Origin of the sequence: Variovorax sp. PDC80 (genome assembly GCF_900115375.1) — a bacterium.
Taxonomy (GTDB): Bacteria; Pseudomonadota; Gammaproteobacteria; order Burkholderiales; family Burkholderiaceae_C; genus Variovorax.
The window spans coordinates 25,493-47,479 of the sequence record NZ_FOWG01000023.1 but is presented as its reverse complement, the minus strand read 5'-3'; the positions used below and the strand labels follow the sequence as shown (position 1 = coordinate 47,479).

Sequence of the window (21,987 nt, the reverse complement as noted above, 5' to 3'; positions counted from 1 at the left end):
TCTCATGGACCTCCAGCACAAGCTCGCCATCCTGGCCGATGCCGCCAAGTACGACGCCTCGTGCGCGTCGAGCGGCTCGCAGCCGCGCGACTCGGTGGGCGGGCGCGGCATCGGCTCGACCGAGGGCATGGGCATCTGCCACAGCTATGCGCCCGACGGCCGCTGCATCTCGCTGCTCAAGGTGCTGCTGACCAACCACTGCCAGTACGACTGCCTCTATTGCGTGAACCGCGCCTCGAGCAATGTGCCGCGCGCGCGTTTTCGCGCCGAGGAGGTGGTGCAGCTCACGCTCGACTTCTACCGCCGCAACTGCATCGAGGGGCTGTTCCTCTCGAGCGGCATCATCAAGTCGCCCGACCACACGATGGAGCAGGTGGTCGAGGTCGCGCGCTCGCTGCGCGAGGACCACGACTTCCGCGGCTACATCCACCTCAAGACCATTCCCGATGCCAGCGACGAGCTGATCGCGCGCGCCGGCCGCTATGCCGACCGGCTCAGCATCAACGTCGAGATGCCGACAACCGAGGGCCTGCAGGCGCTGGCGCCCGAGAAGGACGAGAGCGCGATCCGCCGCTCGATGGCGCGGCTGCGTTTGCAGATCGACGACACGCGCGAGGAGGCGCGCCGCGTGGTGCCGATCCGCGCGCTGCCGGGCGCGGCGCCCGTGGCCGCCAAGCCGCCGCCGTTCGCGCCCGCGGGCCAGAGCACGCAGATGATCGTGGGCGCCGACGCCACCGACGACCGCGCCATCCTCGCGACCAGCGCCACGCTCTACGGCGCCTACCGGCTGCGCCGCGTCTACTACTCGGCCTTCAGCCCGATCCCCGACGCGGCGCGCGCGCTGCCGCTGGCCGCGCCGCCGCTGATGCGCGAGCACCGGCTCTACCAGGCCGACTGGCTGATGCGCTTCTACGGCTTCGAGCACGGCGAGATCGTGGCCGAGCGCGACGGCCTGCTGCGGCTCGACGTCGATCCCAAGATGGCCTGGGCGCTCGCGCATGCGGAGCGCTTCCCGGTCGACCTCAACCATGCGCCGCGCGAATTGCTGCTGCGCGTGCCGGGCCTGGGCGTGAAGGCGGTCGATCGGCTGCTGCAGGCCCGGCGGGTGCGCCGCGTGCGCGCCGACGACCTGCGGCGGCTGCACGTGCCCGCGCGCAAGGTGCTGCCCTTCGTGGTGGCCGACGGGCACCGGCCCGCGGCCGGGGCGATGGCGGCTTCCGCGCGCGCCGAGCCGGCGCAGCAGGTCTCGCTGTTCTGAGCGCCATCGCGATGCAGGTGCGGCTCGACGACGCGGTCGACCTCGACGGTTTCCGGCGCCGCGCGCGGCAACTGCTGGCCGATGGCGTGCCGCCTGAACGAGTCGAGTGGGGCGTGGCGCGGCCCGATGGCGGGGAAGGCCTGTTCGGCGATGTGCCCGAGCAAGCGATCGCGCCATCGACCGCGGCGTTGCAGCCCGTGCCGGCGGCCTTCGTCGCGCTGTGCGCCGACGTGATCCTGCACCGCGATCCCCAGCGCTTCGCGCTGCTCTACCGCCTGCTCTGGCGCCTCGCGCACGAACCCGCGCTGCGCCACGATCCGCTCGACGCCGACATGATGCGGGCCCAGCGCATGGCCAAGGCCGTGCACCGCGACATCCACAAGATGCGCGCCTTCGTGCGCTTCACGCAGGTGACGGACGACGACGGGCTCGAGCGCCATGTCGCATGGTTCGAGCCCGAGCACCGCATCGTCGAGGCCAATGCCGACTTCTTCGCGCGCCGCTTCGCGCAGATGCGCTGGGCCATCCTCACGCCCGAGCGCTGCGTCGAATGGGATGGCCATGCGCTGTCGTTCCGCGCGGGCGCCGACCGCCGCGAGAAGCCGCCGCCCGATGCGGGCGAGCAACTCTGGCTCACCTATTACGCCCACATCTTCAATCCCGCGCGGCTCAAGTTCGCGACCATGCAGCGCGAGATGCCGCGCCGCTACTGGCACAACCTGCCCGAGGCCGCGCTGATCCAGCCGCTGGCCGACGCGGCCGACGCGCGCAGCCAGTCGATGATCGAGGCACCGGCCACGCCCGCGCGGCGCATCCGCGCGCCGGTGGCGCTGCACGCGCGGCCGGCCGAGGGCGCGGCGCCGGCCGACCTCGGCGAACTGCGCGCGGCCGCCCATGCCTGCCGCGCCTGCCCGATCGGCGCGCAGGCCACCCAGGCCGTGTGCGGCGAAGGGCCGCTCGCGCCGCGCCACATGCTGGTCGGCGAGCAGCCCGGCGACCAGGAGGACCTCGCGGGCCGGCCCTTCGTCGGCCCGGCCGGCCAGTTGCTCGAGCGCGCGATGGCGCAGCTCGGCTGGGCGCGCGAGGGCGTCTACCTCGCCAATGCCGTGAAGCACTTCAAGTACGAGCTGCGCGGCAAGCGGCGCATCCACAAGACGCCGGGGCAGCGCGAGGCCGAGGCCTGTGCCCATTGGCTCGATGCCGAGATCGCGCTGGTGCGGCCGCAGTCGCTGGTCGCGCTCGGCGCCACGGCGGCGCGCGCGCTGCTGGGCCGGCCGGTGGCGGTGCAGGCCGAGCGCGGCGTCTGGCTGCACGAGCGCGCGGACGGGCGGCCGGTGTTCGTGACGCTGCATCCGTCGGCGCTGCTGCGGCTGCCCGACGAGGAACGCGAGGCGGCCCATGCGCGCTGGCGCGAGGAGCTGGCCCGCGCACGCGACACGGCGCCCGTGGCCTGAAGCCCGCCGGCCTCAGGCGTCCGGCGCTTCGGTGCGACGTTCGGCCGGCACCAGCTCGGCCATGGCCTGCATCAGCATGGCCGCGGTCACGGGCTTGAACAGCACCGGAACGCCCGAGGCGCGCACGCGCTGCAGCCGCTCGGGCGCGGTCTCGCCGGTGATCAGCAGCATCGGCGCGTCGAGCCGGAAGCGCTCGCGCAGGCGCAGGCCGAGCTCGAGCCCGTCGACGCCGCTCGACAGCCGGTAGTCGCACAGCAGCAGCGCGACCGGCGGCTCCTGCGCGCCGGGCCCGGTCAGCAGGGCCACCGCCTCGGCCTCGTCCGCCACCGCCGCGACCTCGATGCCATAGGCGCTCATGAGCTCGGTCATGGCCTTGCGGATCTCCTCCTCGTCGTCGATCAGCAGCACGCGGCCGCGCAGCGCCGGCACCTCGAAGCGCTGGCGCACCGGCAGCTCGAGGTCGAGCGGACTGAAGGCGCCCGCCGAGGCTTCCGAGGCTTCGGCCAGCGGCAGCACGACCCGAAAGCGCGTGCCGCGCCCGATGTGCGAGCGCAGCTCGATGCGGTGGCCGAGCAGGCGCGAGAGCCGCTGCACGATCGACAGGCCGATGCCCAGGCCGCGCGAGCGGTCGCGACCGAGGTTGTCGACCTGGTAGAACTCTTCGAAGATGCGGTCGCGCTGCTCGGGCGCGATGCCGATGCCGGTGTCGCGTACCTCGATCCACGCCTGGTCGCCGCGCGGGCGCGCGATCACCGTGACGCCGCCTTGCGTCGTGTACTTGAGCGCGTTGTCGACCAGGTTCGACAGCATGCGGTAGAGCAGCTGCGGATCGCTGTGGATCCACAGGCCGCTGGCGCGCACGCGCAACTGCAGCCGCTTGCGCTCGGCCTGCGCCGAGAAGGTGTGGTGCAGCGGGATCAGCAGGGCATCGAGCGACAGCGCGCGCGGCGCCGCCTGGACCACGCCCGCGTCGAGGCGCGAGATGTCGAGCATGGTGTCGAGCGAGGCGCCCAGCGCATCGACCGCGCGCATCAGCCGCTCCACGTTCTGGATCTCGGGCCGCCGGCGCAGCGTGCTGCCCAGCGCCGCGCCGAACAGCGCGATCGCATGCATGGGCTGGCGCAGGTCGTGGCTGGCGGCGGCCAGGAAGCGGGTCTTCTCGGCGCTCGCGCGCTCGGTGGCCGCGACCTGCTCGCGCAGCTGGGCGGCCAGCACCTCGTTCTCGAACTGCAGCATCAGCGAGGCCGTCAGGCGCTCGTTCTGCTTCACGCCCTCGCGCAGCGTGAGCACAAGGTTGAGCAGCGCGAAACCGGCGAGGAACCAGTTCAGCATGCTGCCGTACCAGGCCAGCGCGACGATCAGCCCGCTCATCATCGGGATGCCGTAGCCGAACATCGCGCCCTTGAGCGGCCAGCGCGCCTGCACCGCGCGGGTCCAGCTACCCATGATCACGACCGTCACGAAGGTGGTCATCGCGGGGCTCTGCAGCGCCACCAGGAACAGGCTGCACGGCGCCGTCATCGCGCTGACCAGCGTGACGTGGATGGTGTAGCGGCGCGCCCAGCGTGGGCTGTCGGCCAGCGGCACCGCGGGCGTCCAGCGCTTCGACAGCAGCACGTACAGGTCCATCAGCACGATGGTCGTGACGATGCCCAGCACCAGCGTGCGGTGCCCGGGCAGCACGTTGAAGTAGCCGAACACGCCGATCGCGAGCGCGAAGACGCCGTGCGCCGCGATCGCCGTGGTGTGGCCGGCATAGACCGAGGCCAGGTGCTCGCGCAGCACGCGCAGCGCGAGCGTGCCGTCCTGCGCCAGCGGTCCCGGCGTCGTGTCGTTCATCGGCCTGTCTCTCCCCGCGAGGTGGTTCCTCCGTCCCGGTTTCGCGGACCGAGCGGCTCATCGCCGCATCCTAGGCGGCAGCCCCGCGTCGCCGTAAGTGCCCAAAGTCATGCCCGGCGGCCGCCGTGGGGGCGGGTGCGACAATCGCCGCGCCATGACTGACACCCTCACGATCACCCGCCCCGACGACTGGCACCTGCACGTGCGCGATGGCGCCGCCCTCGAAGCCGTCGTGCCCCACAGCGCGCGCCAGTTCGGCCGCGCGCTGATCATGCCGAACCTGCGTCCGCCCGTGACCACCGCCGCCCAGGCCGTGGCCTACCGCGACCGCATCCGCGCCGCCGTGCCCGAGGGCAGCGCCTTCGAGCCCGTGATGTCGCTCTACCTGACCGACAAGCTGCCGCCCGAGGAGATCGCGCTGGCGGCCGAGGCCGGCGTGCGCGCGCTCAAGCTCTACCCGGCCGGCGCCACCACCAACAGCGATGCCGGCGTGACCGACATCCGCAAGACCTACAAGACGCTCGAGGCGATGCAGAAGCACGGCCTCTTGCTGCTGGTGCACGGCGAGGTCACCGATCCCGCGATCGACCTGTTCGACCGCGAGGCCGTGTTCGTCGACCGCGTGATGATCCCGCTGCGCCGCGACTTCCCCGAGCTCAAGGTGGTGTTCGAGCACCTGACCACGAAGGAGGGCGCCCACTACGTGCGCGACGCCGACCGCTTCACGGCCGCCACCATCACCGCGCACCACCTGCTGTACAACCGCAACGCCATCTTCACCGGCGGCATCCGCCCGCACTATTACTGCCTGCCGGTGCTCAAGCGCGAGACGCATCGCGTGGCGCTGGTCGAGGCCGCCACCAGCGGCAGCGACCGCTTCTTCCTCGGCACCGACAGCGCGCCGCATCCCGCGCACCTGAAGGAACACGCCCTGGGCTGCGCCGGCTGCTACACCGCGCTGACCGCCATCGAGCTCTATGCCGAGGCCTTCGACAACGCCAACGCGCTCGACAAGCTCGAGGGCTTCGCGAGCTTCCACGGCCCCGACTTCTACGGCCTGCCGCGCCATGCCGACACCGTCACGCTCAAGCGCGAGAGCTGGACCGTGCCCGAGACCGTGCCCTACGGCGACGCCACGCTCAAGCCGCTGCGTGGCGGCGAGACGGTGGGCTGGAAACTCGTGTAATGGCCGTTGTCGGCGCGCCGACGAACACCGCGGCCAAGAACCTGGCCGTGTTCATCGATGCCGACAATCTGAACGATCCCACCGCGCTCGATCATGTCCTGCTGGCGTTGCGGTCGCTGGCCGATCGCATCACCTACAGGCGCGCCTATGGGCGGCCCGAGAGCCTCAAGAGCATTCATGCCGTTCTCTGGAGGCATGGTGTCCGGCCGGTGGCGAACCTCATCGTCGACAAGACCACGACGGACAGCGCGCTGGTCATCGACGCGGTGGAGGCGGTGTGCACCAACGACATCGATATCGTCGCCATCTGCTCGGGCGACGCGGATTTCGTGCCGCTTGCCATCTGGTTGCGGGAGAAGGGTTGCAAGGTTCTCTGCTACAGCCTGGCCAACAAGATATTCGCGAACCCGGACAGCTTCTACGACGACGTCGTGCTGCTGGACGTGGTGGAGGCGCAGGGCGACGCCACCTCGGCAGCACCGCTACCGCAGCCTCCCCAGCCATCGATTGCGCAAGAGTCGGTGGTGCAGATGCCCGAGCCCTCCGTTGCGAGCCCGATGCCGGCGGCCAAGGCGGCGAACCCTCCGAAGGTCGCCGCGACGCCGGTGTCCGGACCTTCGATCAAAAAGATCCTGTCGATCCTGCCCGAGCTCAAGGACAAGAAGCCCCTGCACCTGAGCCAGATCGCCCAGAGGCTGCGCGACGGCGGCGTGCTCGCGCCCAATGCAAAACCTATCCTGCTGTTCCGGCGCCATCCTGCGCAGTTCGAATTGAAGCCAGAGCACCAGCCGAACACGGTCAGATACCGCGGCTGAGTGTTGCCCGGCCGCCATGGGGCGATTGCCCCGGCCCTAGATCCAACCATTCAAATCTCTCATGACTCCCAATCTTCGCGTGATGCTGCTGATCGATGCCGACAACGTCTCGGCCGATGTGATCGAGCAGGCCGTGCAGCGCACGATGGACGAGCACGGCGCCATCCACGTGCGCCGCGCCTACTGCAATGCCGAGATGGCCGTGAACCGGCAGGCGCTGTTCAAGCGGCTGTCGGTGCGGCCGATGGTCAATCTCTCGGCCGGCAAGAACAGCACCGACATCGCGCTGTCGGTCGACGCGATCGACCTCGCGATCGCCGAGCGGCCCGACGTGGTGGTGCTGGTGTCCTCCGACTCCGACTTCGCGCCGCTGGTGATCCGGCTGCGCGAGAAGGGCTGCCGCGTCTGCGGGATCGGCCAGCAGGGCAAGACGGGCGAGGAAACGGTCGGCATCTACGACAGCTTCATCGACCTCGCGCACCACGGCGTGGCGCCGGCCGCGCGCACCGTGCCCGCGAAGAAGACGGCGGCGAAGAAGGCCGCCGCGAAGACGGCGCCGGCCAAGAAGGCGCCGGCGAAGAAGGCCGCGGCCAAGACCGCGAGGAAGACCGCCGCCAAGAAGGTGGCGAAGGCCGCGGCGCCCGCGGTCGCGGCCGCCGTGCCGGTGCCGCCCGCGCCCGCACCGGCGCGCGCGCCCGAGACCTCCGAGGCCGCCGAATTCGTGCTGCGTGCCGCGCCCGCGCTGCGCGCCGGCACCGACGTGCCGCTCAACGAGGTGGCGAAGGCGCTGCGCGCGGCGGGCCTGCTCGGCAAGAACGGCAGCTCGCTCAAGCTGTTCGACAAGCTCACGGCCGAGTTCAAGCTCACGCAGCATCCCGACCGCATCCGCTGGACGGGCGCGGACGCCGCCTGATCCTGCCGGCGATGGCGGGCACGGCCGCGATCGACTGGACCCGGCCCTGGCTCGCGCCCTACCGCGCGCAGGGCGAGGCGGCGGCCGGCGCGGTCGCACGAGGCCTGCCGGTGGCGCAGGCGCTTCGGGGCGCGGAGCCGCCGACCTTCGTGCCGCAGCACGCGCTGCCCGCGGGCCGGGCCTACGAGGCCCACGTCTTCGAGACCGGCACCGTGCCCACGCGCGACAACCTGCATGACTTCTTCAACGGCCTCGTGTGGCGCGCCTTTCCGCGGGCCAAGCGCCGTCTCAACGAACTGCAGGCCACGGAGATCGAACGCGCCGGCGTCGGCGCCACGCGCGGGCCGCTGCGCGACGCGCTCACGCTGTTCGACGAGAACGGCGCGCTGCTCGAGGCGCCGCCCGAACTGTGGCGCGCGCTGGCCGCGCGCGACTGGCCGGCGCTGTTCGTCGCGCGGCGCGGGCTGTGGACGCAGGCGCGGCTGCGCGTGTTCGGCCATGCGCTGCTCGAGAAGCTGGTGCTGCCGCGCAAGGCCGCCACGGCGCACGTGCTGCTGACCCAAGGCGTCGATGGACTGGACGATGAGGCGCTCGCGCGTCGCCTCGACCCCGCCTGGCTCGCCACCAAGCCCTTCGTGCCGCTGCCGGTGCTCGGCGTGCCGGGCTGGTGGGCCGGCAACGAGGCGCCCGATTTCTATGCCGATGCCCAGGTCTTCCGCCCCGCGCGGAGCGCCGCCGAATCCCCCGCGGCGGGGCCCGGATAGCGGGTGGCTAGAACTTTTGCTCCTATCATCTGTCTACCCGCCTGCCGCCGCACGGCCGCGCGCGACGCCTTCTTCCAGAACGAACAACAACCCAGGCAGGGAGGCGGACGCGGCAGGAACGGCTTGAAGCGGGCCGCAAGGCCCTCATCTGGTCGGCAGCGTTCCCCCACGGAGAATTCAACTTGAAACGTATCCTTCTGTTCGTCCTGACCAATGTGATGGTCGTCGCGGTGCTCGGCGTGGTCGCCAGCCTGCTCGGCGTCAATCGCTTCCTCACGGCCAACGGGCTGAACCTCACGGCCCTGCTCGGCTTCGCGCTGATCATGGGCTTCGGCGGCGCGATCATCTCGCTGCTGATCAGCAAGCCGATGGCCAAGTGGACCGCCGGCCTGCGCATGATCGACAACCCCCAGTCGCCCGACGAGGCCTGGATCGTCGGCACGGTGCGCAAGTTCGCCGACAAGGCCGGCATCGGCATGCCCGAGGTCGGCATCTTCGAGGGCGAGCCCAATGCCTTCGCGACCGGCGCGTTCAAGAACTCCTCGCTGGTGGCGGTGTCCACCGGCCTGCTGCAGAACATGACGCGCGAGGAGGTCGAGGCCGTGATCGGCCACGAGGTGGCCCACATCGCCAACGGCGACATGGTCACGATGACGCTGATCCAGGGCGTGATGAACACCTTCGTCGTGTTCCTCTCGCGCGTGATCGGCTACGCGGTCGACAGCTTCCTGCGCCGCGGCGACGACCGTTCCTCGGGCCCCGGCATCGGCTACTACGTGAGCACCATCGTGCTCGACATCGTGCTGGGTTTCGCCGCCGCGATCGTGGTGGCCTGGTTCTCGCGCCAGCGCGAGTTCCGCGCCGACGCCGGCGCCGCCGCGCTGATGGGCAACCGCCAGCCGATGGTCAACGCGCTCGCGCGCCTGGGCGGCCTGCCGGCCGGCGAACTGCCGAAGGCGGTCGAGGCCATGGGCATCACCGGCGCCATGGGCAAGCTGTTCGCCACCCACCCGCCGATCGAGGAGCGCATCGCCGCGCTGCAGAACGCGCGCTGAGCACGCGCATCGGGACAGCGAGCCGCCACCTTCGGGTGGCGGCTTTTTTTTGGGCGCGGGACTTCCACGCCCATGCACCCGAAGCCGGGCGCTCAGTCCGCCGACGGCGCGGCTTCGGAAGCGGGTGCCGTCGCGTCGGGCGTGGCTTCCGGTGCCGCCACGGTTTCGGCTTCCGCCGCGACCACCGGTGCCGGCGCCGCCACGGGCGACTCGCGCTCCTTGCGCGCGCGCTGCAGCGTGCGCGTCACCTCGCCGGGCTTCATGCCGTACATGTCGGCGAACTCCTGCTCGCCGCGGCCGCTGGCCTCGAAGGCACGCAGCAGGGCCTCGCGCTTGGCGGCCTGCGCCGCCAGTTCGGCCAGCGCCTCGTCGACCACGGCATTGGCCTTCTCGTCGCGCGAGCGCACGAGCACGGCATAGGCCTCGCGGTCCAGGCCCGAGTTCTCGATCGCGCGCGCGATGCGCGTGACCAGCTGCGGGCGCAGGTCCTCCTCGGTGCGCTGCGAGCGGCGGCGGTGCAGCTCGAGGATGGCGTGGTGCACGTGCTCGGGCGCGACCGGGTCGAGCGCGTTGCCGTCGAGGTCGTGGCGCGGATGGCCGGCGGCCACGCTCTCGAGGTAGCGCGTGGAGCGCGCATGCTGGCCCATCGCGACCTTGAGGTCCTCGGTCTTGAAGTCCTCGGGATGGCGCGCGAGCAGGTCCTCGTAGACGCCGAGCTTCAGCGGCACGAAGCGCGCGCCGAACAGCTGCGGGTAGAGCTCGAACAGGCGCTCGAGCACCGGGCTGGCCTTGCGCTGCGGGCGCGCGGGTTGCTGCTGCTGCGCCTGGGCCTGCGGCTGGCGTTGCGGCGCGGCGCCCTGCGGGCCGCGCGGGCCCTGGCCGCGCTGCGGCCGCTGGGGCTTGCGGCGCGAGTTGTTGTCGCGCTGCGCCTGGCCTTCGGGGCGGGCACCGGCCGCGGGCGCGGCTTCGGCGCCGGGCTCCTGCGCGGCGTCGGCACCGCCGCGCAGTTGCTGCAGCTGGGAAGCCAGGTCCGGGCGGGGGCCGCGCGGCTTGTTGCGCGAATTCGTCTTCGGGGCGGTGGTGGGGGCGTCGGTCATTGCTCGGGATTCGGCGCGGGGCGCGAAGTCGGAATTAGGGGTTGGAAGTCGGTGGGCGGCGCGCGGTGCGCGTCAGCGGGGCCGGAACATCTTGAACAGATTGTCGTGCCGGATCTCGAAATAGTCCGCCGGGCCGCCGCCGCGCAGGATCGGCTGCGCCGCGGCGGTGTCGTAGATGCCTTCGCGCAGCAGGTGGCGCGCGATGTGCACGCCCACCACTTCGCCGAGCACCAGCCAGGTCTCGATGGCGCGGCCGTCGGCGGCCTGCAGCTGCACGATCTGCGTCAGCCGGCATTCGAAGGACACCGGGCTCTCGGCCACGCGCGGCACCGCGATGCGGCGCGAGGGCGCGGGCGTGAGCCCGGCGAGCGCGAACTCGTCGACCTCGGGCGGCACCGCGGCGCAGCTCTGGTTCATCGGCTCGGCCAGCGGGCGCGTCGCGAGGTTCCAGCCGAACTCGCCGGTCTCGCGGATGTTGCGCAGGCTGTCCTTGGCCGTGATGCTCGCGAAGCCGACGATCGGCGGCGTGTAGTTGAAGCCGTTGAAGAAGCTGTAGGGCGCGAGGTTGAGCACGCCCTGCGCATCGTGCGAGGAGATCCAGCCGATGGGCCGCGGGCCGACGATCGCGTTGAACGGATCGTGCGGCAGGCCGTGGCCCCGCGCGGGTTCGTAGAAATGGAAGCGGTCGTCGTCCTGCATGGAATGGATCCCGGGTTGTTCGGTCAGCGCAGGGCCGGGCGCATCGCCTGGCGGCCGATCAGCAGGCGGAACGGCAGCAGCATGAACACGCCGACCGCCAGCTTCACGCCGAGGTCGCCGAGCGCCCAGGTGAGCCAGGGGCCGTCGGTGCCCGCGAAGGCGATGCCCCAGAACACGATGCTGTCGAGCACCGCCGCGACCACGGTGGCCACCAGCGGCGCGCGCCACCAGAGGCCGCGGCGCAGGCGGTCGAAGACGCGGATGTCGAGCAGCTGCGAGGCGATGAAGGCGCTGCCCGAGGCCAGCGCGATGCGCGCCGGCGCGAGCAGCAGCGACACCACCACCGCCACCGCGAAGCCGATCCAGGCCACGCGGCGCGCCATGCCGGGGCCGAAGCGCCGGTTGACGAGGTCGCTCACGAGGTAGGCGACTGGGTAGGTGAAGGCACCCCAGGTCAGCCAGTCGTTGATCGCGAACTGCACCAGGATGTTGGAGGCGAGCACCACCAGCGCCATCGCGCCGATGGCGAGCGCGAAGGCGCCGGTGCCCGGTCGAGCGAAGGCGAGGGGAGCGCGGTCTTGCGTCGTCGTCATGGCGTTCTCAGACGGCGGCCGTGCGCTGCCGTTCGGCCTCGGCCCGCAGGCCGCGCGCCACGGCTTCCGCGACCTTGATGCCGTCCACGCCGGCCGACAGGATGCCGCCCGCGTAGCTCGCGCCCTCGCCGGCCGGGTACAGGCCGCGCACGTTGAGGCTCTGGAAGTCCTCGCCGCGCGTGATCCGGATCGGCGAGGAGGTGCGCGTCTCGACGCCGGTGAGCACCGCGTCGTGGAGGTCGAAGCCCTTGATCTTGCGGCCGAAGGCCGGGAAGGCCTCGCGCATCGCCTCGATCGCGAAGTCGGGCAGCGCGCGGTGCAGGTCGGTCGGTGTCACGCCCGGCTTGTACGAGGGCATCACCTCGCCGAGCTGGGTGGAGGGCTTGCCGGCGATGAAGTCGCCCACCAGCTGGCCCGGCGCGCGGTAGTCGCCGCCGCCGAGCACGAAGGCGTTGGACTCGAGCGCGCGCTGCAGCGCGATGCCGGCCAGCGGGCCCTCGGGGTAGTCGCGCGGGTCGATGCCCACCACGATGCCCGCGTTGGCGTTGCGCTCGGCGCGCGAGTACTGGCTCATGCCGTTGGTGACCACGCGGCCCGGCTCGCTGGTGGCCGCGACCACGGTGCCGCCCGGGCACATGCAGAAGCTGTAGACCGAGCGGCCGTTGCTCGCGTGGTGCACCAGCTTGTAGTCGGCCGCGCCCAGCATCGGGTGGCCTGCATGGCGGCCCCAGCGCGCGCGGTCGATCAGGCCCTGCGGATGCTCGACGCGGAAGCCGATCGAGAAGGGCTTGGCCTCGATGTGGACGCCGCGCTCGTGCAGCATCGCGAAGGTGTCGCGCGAGCTGTGGCCGAGCGCCATCACGACGTGGTCGGCGCGCAGCTCGTGGCTCTGGCCCGTGGCCTGGTCGAGCACGGTGAGGCCGCGAAGGTGTTTGCCGTCGTGGCCATCCTCGATGCGCACGTCGGTCACGCGCTGCTCGAAGCGGATCTCGCCGCCGAGCGCCACGATCTGCTCGCGGATGTTCTCCACCACCTTCACCAGCTTGAAGGTGCCGATGTGCGGATGCGCGACGTAGAGGATCTCGGGCGGCGCGCCGGCCTTCACGAACTCCTCCATCACCTTGCGGCCGAGGAAGCGCGGGTCCTTGATCTGGCTGTAGAGCTTGCCGTCGGAGAAGGTGCCGGCGCCGCCCTCGCCGAACTGCACGTTCGACTCGGGGTTGAGCACGCTCTTGCGCCACAGGCCCCAGGTGTCCTTGGTGCGCTGGCGCACGGTCTTGCCGCGTTCCAGCACGATCGGGCGCAGGCCCATCTGCGCGAGCATCAGCGCCGCGAAGATGCCGCAGGGGCCGAAGCCGATCACCACCGGGCGGCTCGCGCCCGCGGGCACGTCCGCCGGCAGCGTGTGGCGCATGTCGGGGGCGGGCTGGATGTGCGGATGGCCGGCGTGCTGCGCGAGCAGCGCGGCCTCGCGTTTCGCGTCGGCGAGCGCCACGTCGCAGATGTAGACCGTCAGCAGCTCGGCCTTGCGCGCATCGAAGCTGCGCTTGTAGACGGTGTGGGAGGCGATCGCCTCGGGCGGCACCTCGAGGGTGCGGGCGATCAGCGCGGCCAGCGCCTCGGGCGCATGGTCGAGCGGAAGTTTGAGTTCGGAGATTCTCAGCATGTCGTGGGGCTTGTGTTTATCAAGCAGGCCGACGATTTTACGCGTTGGGCCGCTATCAAAGGGATAGCTGGCCGCAACGCAGGGGAGCGAGGGGATCAGGCGGGCAGGAAGCCCTCGACCGACAGGTAGCGCTCGCCCGTGTCGTAGTTGAAGCCCAGCACCACCGCGTTCTCGGGCAGCGAGGGCAGCTTCTGCGCGATGGCCGCCAGCGTGGCGCCCGAGGAGATGCCCACCAGCATGCCTTCCTCGGTGGCGCAGCGGCGCGCCATCTCGCGCGCGGGTTCGGCATCGACCTGCAGCACGCCGTCGAGCAGCGCGGTGTCGAGGTTCTTCGGGACGAAGCCGGCGCCGATGCCCTGGATCGGGTGCGGCGCGGGCTGGCCGCCCGAGATCACGGGCGAGGCCACGGGCTCGACCGCGAACACCTGCAGCTGCGGCCACTTCTTCTTGAGCACGCGCGCCACGCCGGTGATGTGGCCGCCGGTGCCCACGCCGGTGATCAGCACGTCGATGCCCTCGGGGAAGTCGGCCGCGATCTCCTCGGCCGTGGTGCGCACGTGCACCTCGACGTTGGCCGGGTTGTTGAACTGCTGCGGCATCCAGGCGCCGGGCGTGCCCGCCACGATCTCCTCGGCGCGCGCGATCGAGGCCTTCATGCCGCCCGCGCGCGGCGTCAGGTCGAAGGTGGCGCCGTAGGCCAGCATCAGCCGGCGGCGCTCCACCGACATGCTGTCGGGCATCACCAGGATCAGCTTGTAGCCCTTGACGGCCGCGACCATCGCCAGGCCGATGCCGGTGTTGCCCGAGGTGGGCTCGACGATGGTGCCGCCGGGCTTGAGCGCGCCGCTCTTCTCGGCGTCCTCCACCATCGCGAGCGCGATGCGGTCCTTGATCGAGCCGCCGGGGTTGGCGCGCTCGGCCTTGATCCAGACCTGCTGCTTCGCGTTGCCGAACAGGCGCTGGATGCGCACGTGCGGCGTGTTGCCGATGGTCTGGAGGATGTTCTGGGCCTTCATGGATGGATCTCCTTGGATGCGTTCGGTTCAATGGTTGTCGCGACGACAGCGCGCATTGTGAGACCAGCCCGCGGACCTTTCAGCGCGAAGGTGTTGCAACCGGCACGCTAGGGCCTGTTAACCCTATTCAAGGGGTCGCGAAGCTCGCCAGAGCCCGCCCATCAAGGCGCGCGACGACGCGTGTGCGTCCGCACACGCTAGGAGCGCAACGCCGAGGGGCGGGCTCTGGCGAGCTTCCCTGCGGGTTGCCCCGCAAAGGGGCCGTCTGCGGCGTTGCCCGCGCTTGCAAGGCATCAGCCTTGCTGCGCGCGGGCGCCTTGCATCCAGCCCCTTTGCGGGGCAACGCGACCCCTTGAATAGGGTTAACAGGCCCTAGGCAGCAGCCGGCCGCGCACCAGCAGCGCCAGGGTCTTCGCCGCGAAGAGGCCGATGATCGCGTTGGCGGCCACGAACAAGAGCGGCGCGAGCCAGCGCACCGGCCCCGTGGCGCCGGCCGCCACCAGCCGCATCGCGAGCGTCGGCAGCGCGCCCACGCCGAAGCTGAAGGCCCAGTAGCCGGGCGTGAACGACTGGCGCGAGATCCACGGCAGCAGGCGCAGCAGCAACAGGGCCTGGTAGAGGCCGTAGCCCAGCAGGATCTGCGCGAACAGGTCGGGCACGCCGCCGTTCACCGCGAGCCAGGTGCCGCCGCCGACCACGGCCGGCGCGAGCTGGATGCCCAGCAGCGGGCGCTGCGCCTCGGGCAGCGGCTCCTGCGTGGCCGCGCGGTGCAGGATCAGCGATTCGAGCGCGAGCCACGAGAACAGCCCCGCGCCGAAGAACAGCAGGCCCAGCTGCGGCCAGCCGAAGGCCGCGGCCGCGGTGCCGGCAACGAAGTTCTGCGCCACGGCCGGCAGGTAGATTGCGGGCGTGACCGAGGCCGGCGCGCGGCCGCCCTGCCAGGTGCGGCCATAGAGCCGCAGGCCGAGCGCGAGCTGCGCCGTGACGGCGAGCGCGAACACGGCCAGCGCCACCGGGCGTGCGTAGGGCAGCAGCGCGACCGCCGCCAGCATGCTGGCCACCGGGCCCAGCGCCGCGAACGACGACTGCACCGGGTGCTCGAGCTCGGCGCGCGCCTCGTCGGGATGGCGCAGCCACTTGGCGGCGTAGAGCACCAGCAGCACCAGCCACACGGCGATGCCGGCCCAGGTCAGGGCCTGCGCGGCCTCGGGCGGCAGCTGCCACAGCGGGGTCGCCACGCGCCAGGCCGCGGCCAGCGCGAGCAGGCCGACGGCGATGCTGAAGAAGGAGACGGGAACGGGGCCGCGGGCCGATGCCGCGGGTGCGGCGGTGGGAGCGGCGGGGACGAGATCGGAAGTCATTCTGTTCACCTCGTGGAAGTCGGTGAGTGAACTGTAGGCCTGCGTGCTAGGATTTTGAATGCCGATCCGGCTGAAAAAATTGCTCCAACGTCTCAAACCATGGATGCCCTGAGCGAACTCGTCGACTGGCTGGCCCCGCGCGGCCGCATGGACCTGCGCTGCCTGTTCGGCCAGGACTGGGCCGCGCCGCACGAGGCCATCGGGCCGTGGCGCGCGCCTTTCCACATCCTGCTGCGCGGGCGCTGCGAGCTGTGGCTGCCGGCCAGCAACACGCTGCTGCCGCTGGAGGAGGGCAGCCTCGTGATCCTGCCGCACGGCCAGGCGCACGTGCTGCGCACCGCGGGGCTCGCGCCGGACGAGGACATGCGCCCGATCCGCCTGCGCAAGGGCGAGCTGGTCGACCTCAAGACCAACCTGCCGCGCCCCGCGAAGGCCGACACCGACATCCTCTGCGGCGAGTTCGAGTTCCCGGGCCGGCGCCGCAGCACGCTGCTCGAGGCGCTGCCCGATCCGCTCGTGATCCCCTTCGGCCAGCGGCCCGAGTACGGCTGGCTGCAAGGCCTGGTGCGGCTGATGGCGCACGAGATCGAGCAGCAGAACGCCGGCGCGCAGGCCATCGTGGCGCAGCTCTCGGGCACGCTGTTCACGCTCGCGGTGCGCGCCTGCCTCGACACCCGGCCCGAGCTGTCGGGCGTGCTGGGCCTGATGGCCAGCCCGCGGCTGGCGGGCGCGCTCAAGGCCATGCTCGACGCGCCGCAGCACGACTGGACCGTGGCCTCGCTGGCCGAGCGCTGCCATCTCTCGCGCGCCACCTTCGCGCGCGAGTTCGCGCGCCGCACGGGCACCGGCCCGCTCGAGCTGCTGACCAGCCTGCGCATGGAGCTCGCGTCGCGGCTGCTCGCGCATGGCGGGCAGGACACGGCCTCGGTCGGCGAGGCCGTCGGCTACCGCTCCGAAGCCGCGTTCAACCGCGCCTTCGCGCGCCACGCGGGCCTCACGCCGGGGCGTTTCCGGCGCGCCGCCGCGACTACGACCGGCTGAACCGCCTCAGGACCCGGCCAGCACCGGGCGCCGCAGCGGCGCCTTCCACAGCTCGGCCAGCAGCACGCCGGCCACCGTCAGCACGCCGCCGACCGCGTGATAGGCCGCGAGCGATTCGCCGATCACCGCCGCCGCGATCAGCGCGGTGAACAGCGGGATCAGGTTGAAGAACATGCTCGCGCGGCTCGGGCCGATGTGGGCCACCGTGTGCATCCATACCAGCGGCGCGAGCATCGAGGCGCCGAGGCCCGCGAAGCCGATCAGCGGCAGGTTGGCGGCCGACAGGCCCATGCGCGGCGTCAGCAGGTACAGCGGCAGCAGCACGATCACCGCGCACACGATCTGCAGGTAGAGCAGCTGCAGCGCGGGCACTTCCTTCATGCCCCAGCGCTTGAGCAGGATCACGTAGACCGCATAGGCCAGCATCGCCAGCAGCATCAGGCCGTCGCCCATGTTGGCGCCGCTCTTGAGCAGCGTGCCGAGGTCGCCCGAGGACACCACCACCGCCACGCCCGCGATCGACACCAGCGAGCCCGCCACCGCGCCGGCCGTGAGCCGCTGGCCCAGCAGCAGGATCGACAGCGCCAGCACCATCATCGGCGTGAGCGAGCCGATGATCCCCATGTGCGTGGCCGTGGTCAGGTAGGCCGCGTAGTAGGCCAGGCTCTGGTAGACCACCATGCCCAGCAGGCCGAGCACCGCGATGCGGCCCAGCTGCGGGCGGATCGCGCGCCAGTTGCGCAGCACCGGGCGCAGCGCCAGCGGCGTGAACAGCAGGGCCGCGAGCAGCCAGCGGTAGAAGCTGATCTCGGCCGGCGCGATGGTGCCGGCCGCCATCTTGCTGACGACGGTGTTGCCCGACCAGATGACGACGGCGAGCAGGGGGAAGGCATAGGGCCACATGGGACAGGACTTTCAGGAGGAGGCGGGGCTATCATCGGTGCGTCCGTCCTGTGGCATATAGCTCGATCAGGACAACCGGTCCGGAATTCCGGACGCTCTTTCGAGGAACCGCCCCGCCATGGCCGATCGCGCGCGCTACCTGTCGATCCAGGACGTGGAGCACAAGGCCGGCCCGTTCTATTTCAACTGGGACGAATTCGGCGCCGACACCCTGGCCGCGCCGCACAGCCACAGCTGGGGCCATCTCAACTACACCGCGCACGGCACCATGCAGATGGAGGCCGAGGGCCTGCGCTTCCTCTCGCCGCCGCAGTACGCGGTGTGGATCCCGCCGCGGGTGGTGCACAGCTGCACGCTGCGCCATGCCGTCGTCTACCGCACCGTCTACATCGTGCCCGCGCTGTGCGCCGAGCTGCCCGCGCAGCCCTGCACCGTGCGCATCAGCCCGATCATCCGCAGCGTGCTGGCCGACTTCGCCGCGCGCGACGTGAACGAGCCCGTCACGTCGGCCGACCTGCGGCTCGCGCAGGTGGTGGTCGACCAGCTCGCGCGCGCCGAGGTGCTGCGCTGCTACCTGCCCGCGGCGGCCTCGCCCGCGCTGGTCGGCGTGCTCGAGGCGCTGCAGGCCGAGCCCGGCGACCACCGCTCGCTGGCCGAGTGGGCCGCGAGCGTGCACATGACCGAGCGCACGCTCGCGCGCCAGTGCCAGCGCGAACTCGGCATGTCCTTCGGCGACTGGCGCCAGCGGCTGCGCTTCCTGCGCGCCATCGATGCGCTGGAGGCCGGGCGCACGGTGCAGGAGATCGCCTTCGACCTCGGCTACAGCACGGCCTCGGCCTTCATCGCGATGTTCCAGCGCGAGGCGGGCACGACGCCCGAGCAGTACCGGCGCGAGTTCTGCGGCATCGCGGGATGAGGGCATGCGCGAAGCGGCGATAATCCGCCCCGTGAAGCGTGCCAGACCGCCGCTGGTGCAAGCCCGCAAGGGGCGATGCCTTCGGGCACCGCGTCGAAAGACCGCACTGGAGGAACGTCCGGACTGCACAGGACAGCGCAGGAGCTAACGGCTCTCCACCGTGAGGTGAGGATCAGAGCAACAGAGACGAGCCGATTCAGTTCGGGTGAAACGGGCAATCTCTGCGCGCAGCAACACCAAGTAGGCCAGTATCGAGGTGGTTCCGCTGAGCTGGCGGGTAGGTGGCATCGAGCCGTCTGGCGACAGACGGCCCAGAGTAATGGCGGTCACGCCGGGCATTTCGCAAGAGATGTCCGGTGCACAGAATCCGGCTTATCGGCGCGCTTCACACTTTTCTTTCTTCTTCCCCAACGTTCTTCGTCGGGTCATGCCAAGTGGTGCATGACCCGCCCGTCGGCATGGCCGGCACGATCTGGGGTAAACCCGTATAATCGATAGCAAGCTAACTAATTGGGAGCCTTGCCATGGCCGAACCGGTCACGCCGCCCGCCGGCCGGAAGAAGAAAAAGGAAGCGCGCGAAGCCGCGCTGATGAAGCTCGGCATGCAGTTCTCGACCCTGCAGCGCGGCTACCGCGCCGCGGCCGACAAGGCGGTCGCGCACGTGGGCCTGTCGCAGACCCTGGCCTGGCCGGTGGTGATGATCGGCCGCATGGAGCAGGGCGTGCGCCAGGGCGTGCTGGCCGAGGCGCTGGGCATCGAGGGGCCGTCGCTGGTGCGCTCGCTCGACCAGCTCGTGGAGGCCGGCTATGTCGAGCGCCGCGAGGACCCGGCCGACCGCCGCGCCAAGACCCTGCATCTCACGCCCGCGGGCGAGGCCGCCTGCGAACCCATCGAGGCCGCGCTGAGCCTGATGCGCGCCGGGCTGTTCGAGGGCGTGTCCGACGAGGACCTCGCGGCCTGCCTGCGCGTGTTCGCGGTGCTCGAGGAACGGCTGGGCCGCGGCGCACCGGCCGAGGGGCGACGCTAGATGCCTGCCTTGAGCCTGCCGCGCTTCAGCCGCGCCGAGATCGTCTTCTCCACCAAGAGCTTCGCCGCCGCGATGCTCGCGATGTACCTCGCCAGCCGCGCCGGCCTGCCGCGTCCGTTCTGGGCCCTGATGACCACCTATGTCGTCGCCCATCCGCTGGCCGGCGCGGTGCGCTCGAAGGCGGTCTATCGCTTCTGCGGCACGCTGATCGGCAGCACCGCCACCGTGCTGCTGGTGCCCGCGCTGTCGAACGCGCCCGAGCTGCTGACGCTGGTGCTCGCGCTGTGGGTCGGCCTGTGCCTGTGCATCTCGCTGTTCGACCGCACGCCGCGCTCCTACGTCTTCATGCTCGCGGGCTACACCGCCGCGCTGATCGGCTTCCCCTCGGTGCAGGCGCCCGAGGCGCTGTTCGACACCGCCGTCGCGCGCGTCGAGGAGATCGGCCTGGGCATCTTCTGCGCCACGCTGCTGCACAGCCTGGTGCTGCCGGCCGGCATGGGCCCCACCGTGCTGGGCCTGCTCGACCGCACCCTGCAGGACGCGCGCAAGTGGCTCGGCGACCTGCTGCAGCCGCCCGCGAGCGCCACGGGCACGCCCGCGCGCCGCGCCGATGCCGACCCCAGGCGCCTGGCCGACGACCGGCGCCGCCTCGCGGGCGACATCACGCAGCTGCGCATCCTGTCGACCCACGTGCCCTTCGACACCACGCACCTGCGCTGGACCGCCGGCGCGATCCGCGCCATGCAGGACCGCGTGGCCGCGCTCACGCCCGCGCTGTCGGCGGTCGAAGACCGGCTGCTCGCGCTCGAGCAGGCCGAGGGCGCCATCGCGCCCGACGTGGCCGCGCTGCTCGCGCAGACCGGGCAGTGGCTGCGCGAGGAGGGCGCCGGCACTTCGGACGACGCGCGGCTGCAGGCCCTGCGCGCGACCCTCGCCGCGCTCGCCGCCACGCGGCCCGACGCCTCCGTCTCCGCCTGGGGCCGCGCGCTGCGCATCGCGCTCGCGGGCCGGCTCGAAGAACTGGTCGAAGGCTGGCGCGCCTGCGCGCGACTGCGCGCCGACATCGACGACGGCCTGAAGGGCGCGATGCCGCCGCGCCGCGTCGCCGCGCTCGGCAACCGCGTGCTGCACCTCGACCGCGGCATGGCGCTGCTGTCGGCGCTCGCGGCCGTGCTCGCCATCTGCCTGTGCGGCGCGTTCTGGATCCTCACCGGCTGGTCGATGGGCTCGGCCGCCACCATGATGGCCGCGGTCTTCTGCTGCTTCTTCGCCACCATGGACGACCCGGTGCCCGCGATCCAGGGCTTCCTCAAGTGGACGCTGTGGTCGATCCCGATCTCCGCGCTCTACGTGCTGGTGCTGCTGCCGCTGGTGCACGACTTCGGCATGCTGGTCGCGGTCTGCGCGCCGGTGTTCCTGCTGCTGGGCCTGTACATGGCGCGGCCGGCCTACTTCATGGCCGCGATGGCGCTGCTGTTCGGCGTCTCGGGCACGCTGGCGATGCACGACACCGCCACCGCCGACATCGTGAGCTTCATCAACAGCATGCTGGGCCAGGTCTTCGGCGTGGTGGCCGCGGCCTTCGTCACGCGGCTGGTGCGCTCGGTGGGCGCCGACTGGAGCGCGCGCCGCATCCAGCGCGCCACCTGGCGCGAGCTCGGCGAGATGGCCGGCGCGGCCGCGGCCACGCCCGTGAGCCTGTCGCCGTCGGCCCAGCGTCGCGGCGTGCCCGGCGACGCCTACGCGGTGCGCATGCTCGACCGCATCGGCCTGCTGGCACCGCGCATCGCGCAGGCCGGCGGCCGCATCGAGGGCGTGGCCGCCGACGACGCGCTGCGCGACCTGCGCATGGGCGCCGACATCGATGCGCTGCAGCGCGTGCGCGCGCAACTGCCGCTGGCCTCGGCGAGCGCGCTGCTCGGCGACATCGCGCGCTTCTTCCGCCAGCGCGCCGGTGGCCGCGTGGCCGCGCGGCCCGCGAGCCTGCTGGCGCGCATCGACGAGGCGTTGGCCTCGATGCTCGGCGCTGCGAGCACGTCGAGTGCCGACGCGCGCTCGGCCGTCACCGCGCTGGTGGGGCTGCGCCGCAATCTCTTTCCGGAGGCGCCGCCGATGCGCGCGGCTTCCGTCGTTCCAGTTCCTGTTCCTGTTGCCGCGCAAGGAGTGTCCCGATGATCGGCGAAGCGAGTTTCTACGGCCTCTACGTGCCCTGGCTGATGCTGCTGGCCGGTGCCGCGCTGCTCGCCCTGTGGGGCGTGCGCCGGCTGCTGGCCGCCACCGGCCTCTATCGCTGGGTCTGGCACCCGGCCCTGTTCGACATGGCGCTCTACCTGCTGCTGCTCTATGCGCTGAGCCGCGCCACGACCTCCCTGCAATGACCACA

The 21,987-nt window shown here is 71.6% G+C and carries 20 protein-coding genes and 1 other RNA gene; 13 read left to right on the top strand and 8 right to left on the bottom strand.

The features are described 5' to 3' along the window. Positions 1-4: 4 nt before the first annotated feature. Both BM109_RS39305 and BM109_RS39300 read left to right on the top strand, forming a co-directional pair. A complete protein-coding gene (locus tag BM109_RS39305; RefSeq protein ID WP_093355594.1) occupies positions 5-1,258 on the top strand; it encodes a putative DNA modification/repair radical SAM protein in 1,254 nt (417 codons plus the stop codon). Positions 1,259-1,269: 11 nt separating this feature from the next. Further along, positions 1,270-2,712 carry a UdgX family uracil-DNA binding protein gene (locus BM109_RS39300; protein WP_093355592.1) on the top strand — a complete coding sequence of 481 codons (1,443 nt, stop codon included), beginning with the start codon at positions 1,270-1,272 and terminating at the stop codon, positions 2,710-2,712. A 12-nt stretch (positions 2,713-2,724) separates the two neighbouring features. Here the strand turns inward: BM109_RS39300 and BM109_RS39295 are convergent, their stop codons facing one another. After that, positions 2,725-4,551, bottom strand: coding sequence for an ATP-binding response regulator (locus tag BM109_RS39295; protein ID WP_093355589.1), 1,827 nt, complete (start codon positions 4,549-4,551; stop codon positions 2,725-2,727). A gap of 154 nt (positions 4,552-4,705) precedes the next feature. Between BM109_RS39295 and pyrC the strand changes: the two genes are divergently transcribed. From pyrC to htpX, 5 genes are all read left to right on the top strand, one after another. Then, positions 4,706-5,737, top strand: a complete 1,032-nt coding sequence (gene pyrC / locus BM109_RS39290) for a dihydroorotase (RefSeq protein WP_093355586.1) — start codon at positions 4,706-4,708, stop codon at positions 5,735-5,737. Next, a complete protein-coding gene (locus BM109_RS39285) occupies positions 5,737-6,552 on the top strand; it encodes an NYN domain-containing protein (protein ID WP_093355583.1) in 816 nt (271 codons plus the stop codon). The genes pyrC and BM109_RS39285 overlap by 1 nt, the downstream gene beginning before the upstream one ends. Positions 6,553-6,613: 61 nt before the next feature. Then, positions 6,614-7,465: an NYN domain-containing protein gene (locus BM109_RS39280; protein ID WP_093355580.1), complete on the top strand. Its 852-nt coding sequence runs from the start codon at positions 6,614-6,616 to the stop codon at positions 7,463-7,465. Positions 7,466-7,476: 11 nt separating this feature from the next. Then, positions 7,477-8,229, top strand: a complete 753-nt coding sequence (locus tag BM109_RS39275; protein WP_093355577.1) for a DUF3025 domain-containing protein — start codon at positions 7,477-7,479, stop codon at positions 8,227-8,229. A gap of 182 nt (positions 8,230-8,411) precedes the next feature. Continuing rightward, positions 8,412-9,284 carry a protease HtpX gene (gene htpX, locus BM109_RS39270; RefSeq protein ID WP_093355574.1) on the top strand — a complete coding sequence of 291 codons (873 nt, stop codon included), beginning with the start codon at positions 8,412-8,414 and terminating at the stop codon, positions 9,282-9,284. 92 nt (positions 9,285-9,376) lie between these two features. On the opposite strand, the gene BM109_RS39265 is transcribed toward htpX, so the two are convergent. The 6 genes from BM109_RS39265 to tehA all read right to left on the bottom strand — a co-directional run bounded on the left by BM109_RS39265 (position 9,377) and on the right by tehA (position 15,716). Beyond that, complete coding sequence (locus tag BM109_RS39265) at positions 9,377-10,381, bottom strand: ProQ/FINO family protein (protein WP_093355572.1); 1,005 nt, start codon at positions 10,379-10,381, stop codon at positions 9,377-9,379. Positions 10,382-10,453: 72 nt separating this feature from the next. Next, a complete protein-coding gene (locus BM109_RS39260; protein WP_093355569.1) occupies positions 10,454-11,080 on the bottom strand; it encodes a flavin reductase family protein in 627 nt (208 codons plus the stop codon). 23 nt (positions 11,081-11,103) lie between these two features. Beyond that, positions 11,104-11,673: a VUT family protein gene (locus BM109_RS39255; RefSeq protein ID WP_218159456.1), complete on the bottom strand. Its 570-nt coding sequence runs from the start codon at positions 11,671-11,673 to the stop codon at positions 11,104-11,106. 7 nt (positions 11,674-11,680) lie between these two features. Continuing rightward, the gene (locus tag BM109_RS39250) at positions 11,681-13,339 is read right to left on the bottom strand and encodes an NAD(P)/FAD-dependent oxidoreductase (protein ID WP_093355566.1); all 1,659 of its coding nucleotides are present in this window, start codon (positions 13,337-13,339) and stop codon (positions 11,681-11,683) included. A 95-nt stretch (positions 13,340-13,434) separates the two neighbouring features. Then, positions 13,435-14,355 (bottom strand): cysteine synthase A, encoded by a 921-nt coding sequence (gene cysK / locus BM109_RS39245; protein WP_093355563.1) that lies wholly within the window; start codon positions 14,353-14,355, stop codon positions 13,435-13,437. 362 nt (positions 14,356-14,717) lie between these two features. Continuing rightward, positions 14,718-15,716, bottom strand: coding sequence for a dicarboxylate transporter/tellurite-resistance protein TehA (gene tehA / locus BM109_RS39240; RefSeq protein WP_093355560.1), 999 nt, complete (start codon positions 15,714-15,716; stop codon positions 14,718-14,720). A 99-nt stretch (positions 15,717-15,815) separates the two neighbouring features. On the opposite strand from tehA, the gene BM109_RS39235 reads away from it, so the two are divergent. Beyond that, positions 15,816-16,757: an AraC family transcriptional regulator gene (locus tag BM109_RS39235; RefSeq protein ID WP_093355558.1), complete on the top strand. Its 942-nt coding sequence runs from the start codon at positions 15,816-15,818 to the stop codon at positions 16,755-16,757. Between the two features lie 6 nt (positions 16,758-16,763). On the opposite strand, the gene BM109_RS39230 is transcribed toward BM109_RS39235, so the two are convergent. Beyond that, positions 16,764-17,660 (bottom strand): DMT family transporter, encoded by an 897-nt coding sequence (locus BM109_RS39230; RefSeq protein WP_093355554.1) that lies wholly within the window; start codon positions 17,658-17,660, stop codon positions 16,764-16,766. Between the two features lie 118 nt (positions 17,661-17,778). Between BM109_RS39230 and BM109_RS39225 the strand changes: the two genes are divergently transcribed. The 5 genes from BM109_RS39225 to BM109_RS39205 all read left to right on the top strand — a co-directional run bounded on the left by BM109_RS39225 (position 17,779) and on the right by BM109_RS39205 (position 21,982). Then, entirely contained in the window at positions 17,779-18,576 is a 798-nt protein-coding gene (locus tag BM109_RS39225; protein ID WP_093355551.1) for an AraC family transcriptional regulator, read from the top strand. 33 nt (positions 18,577-18,609) lie between these two features. Continuing rightward, positions 18,610-18,967: RNase P RNA component class A (gene rnpB, locus BM109_RS39220), an RNA gene on the top strand. Positions 18,968-19,100: 133 nt separating this feature from the next. Then, positions 19,101-19,604 (top strand): MarR family winged helix-turn-helix transcriptional regulator, encoded by a 504-nt coding sequence (locus BM109_RS39215; protein WP_371269545.1) that lies wholly within the window; start codon positions 19,101-19,103, stop codon positions 19,602-19,604. Then, positions 19,605-21,779 carry an FUSC family protein gene (locus BM109_RS39210; RefSeq protein ID WP_093355548.1) on the top strand — a complete coding sequence of 725 codons (2,175 nt, stop codon included), beginning with the start codon at positions 19,605-19,607 and terminating at the stop codon, positions 21,777-21,779. Further along, positions 21,776-21,982, top strand: coding sequence for a DUF1656 domain-containing protein (locus tag BM109_RS39205; protein WP_057593930.1), 207 nt, complete (start codon positions 21,776-21,778; stop codon positions 21,980-21,982). The genes BM109_RS39210 and BM109_RS39205 overlap by 4 nt, the downstream gene beginning before the upstream one ends. The last annotated feature ends 5 nt before the right edge of the window (positions 21,983-21,987 follow it).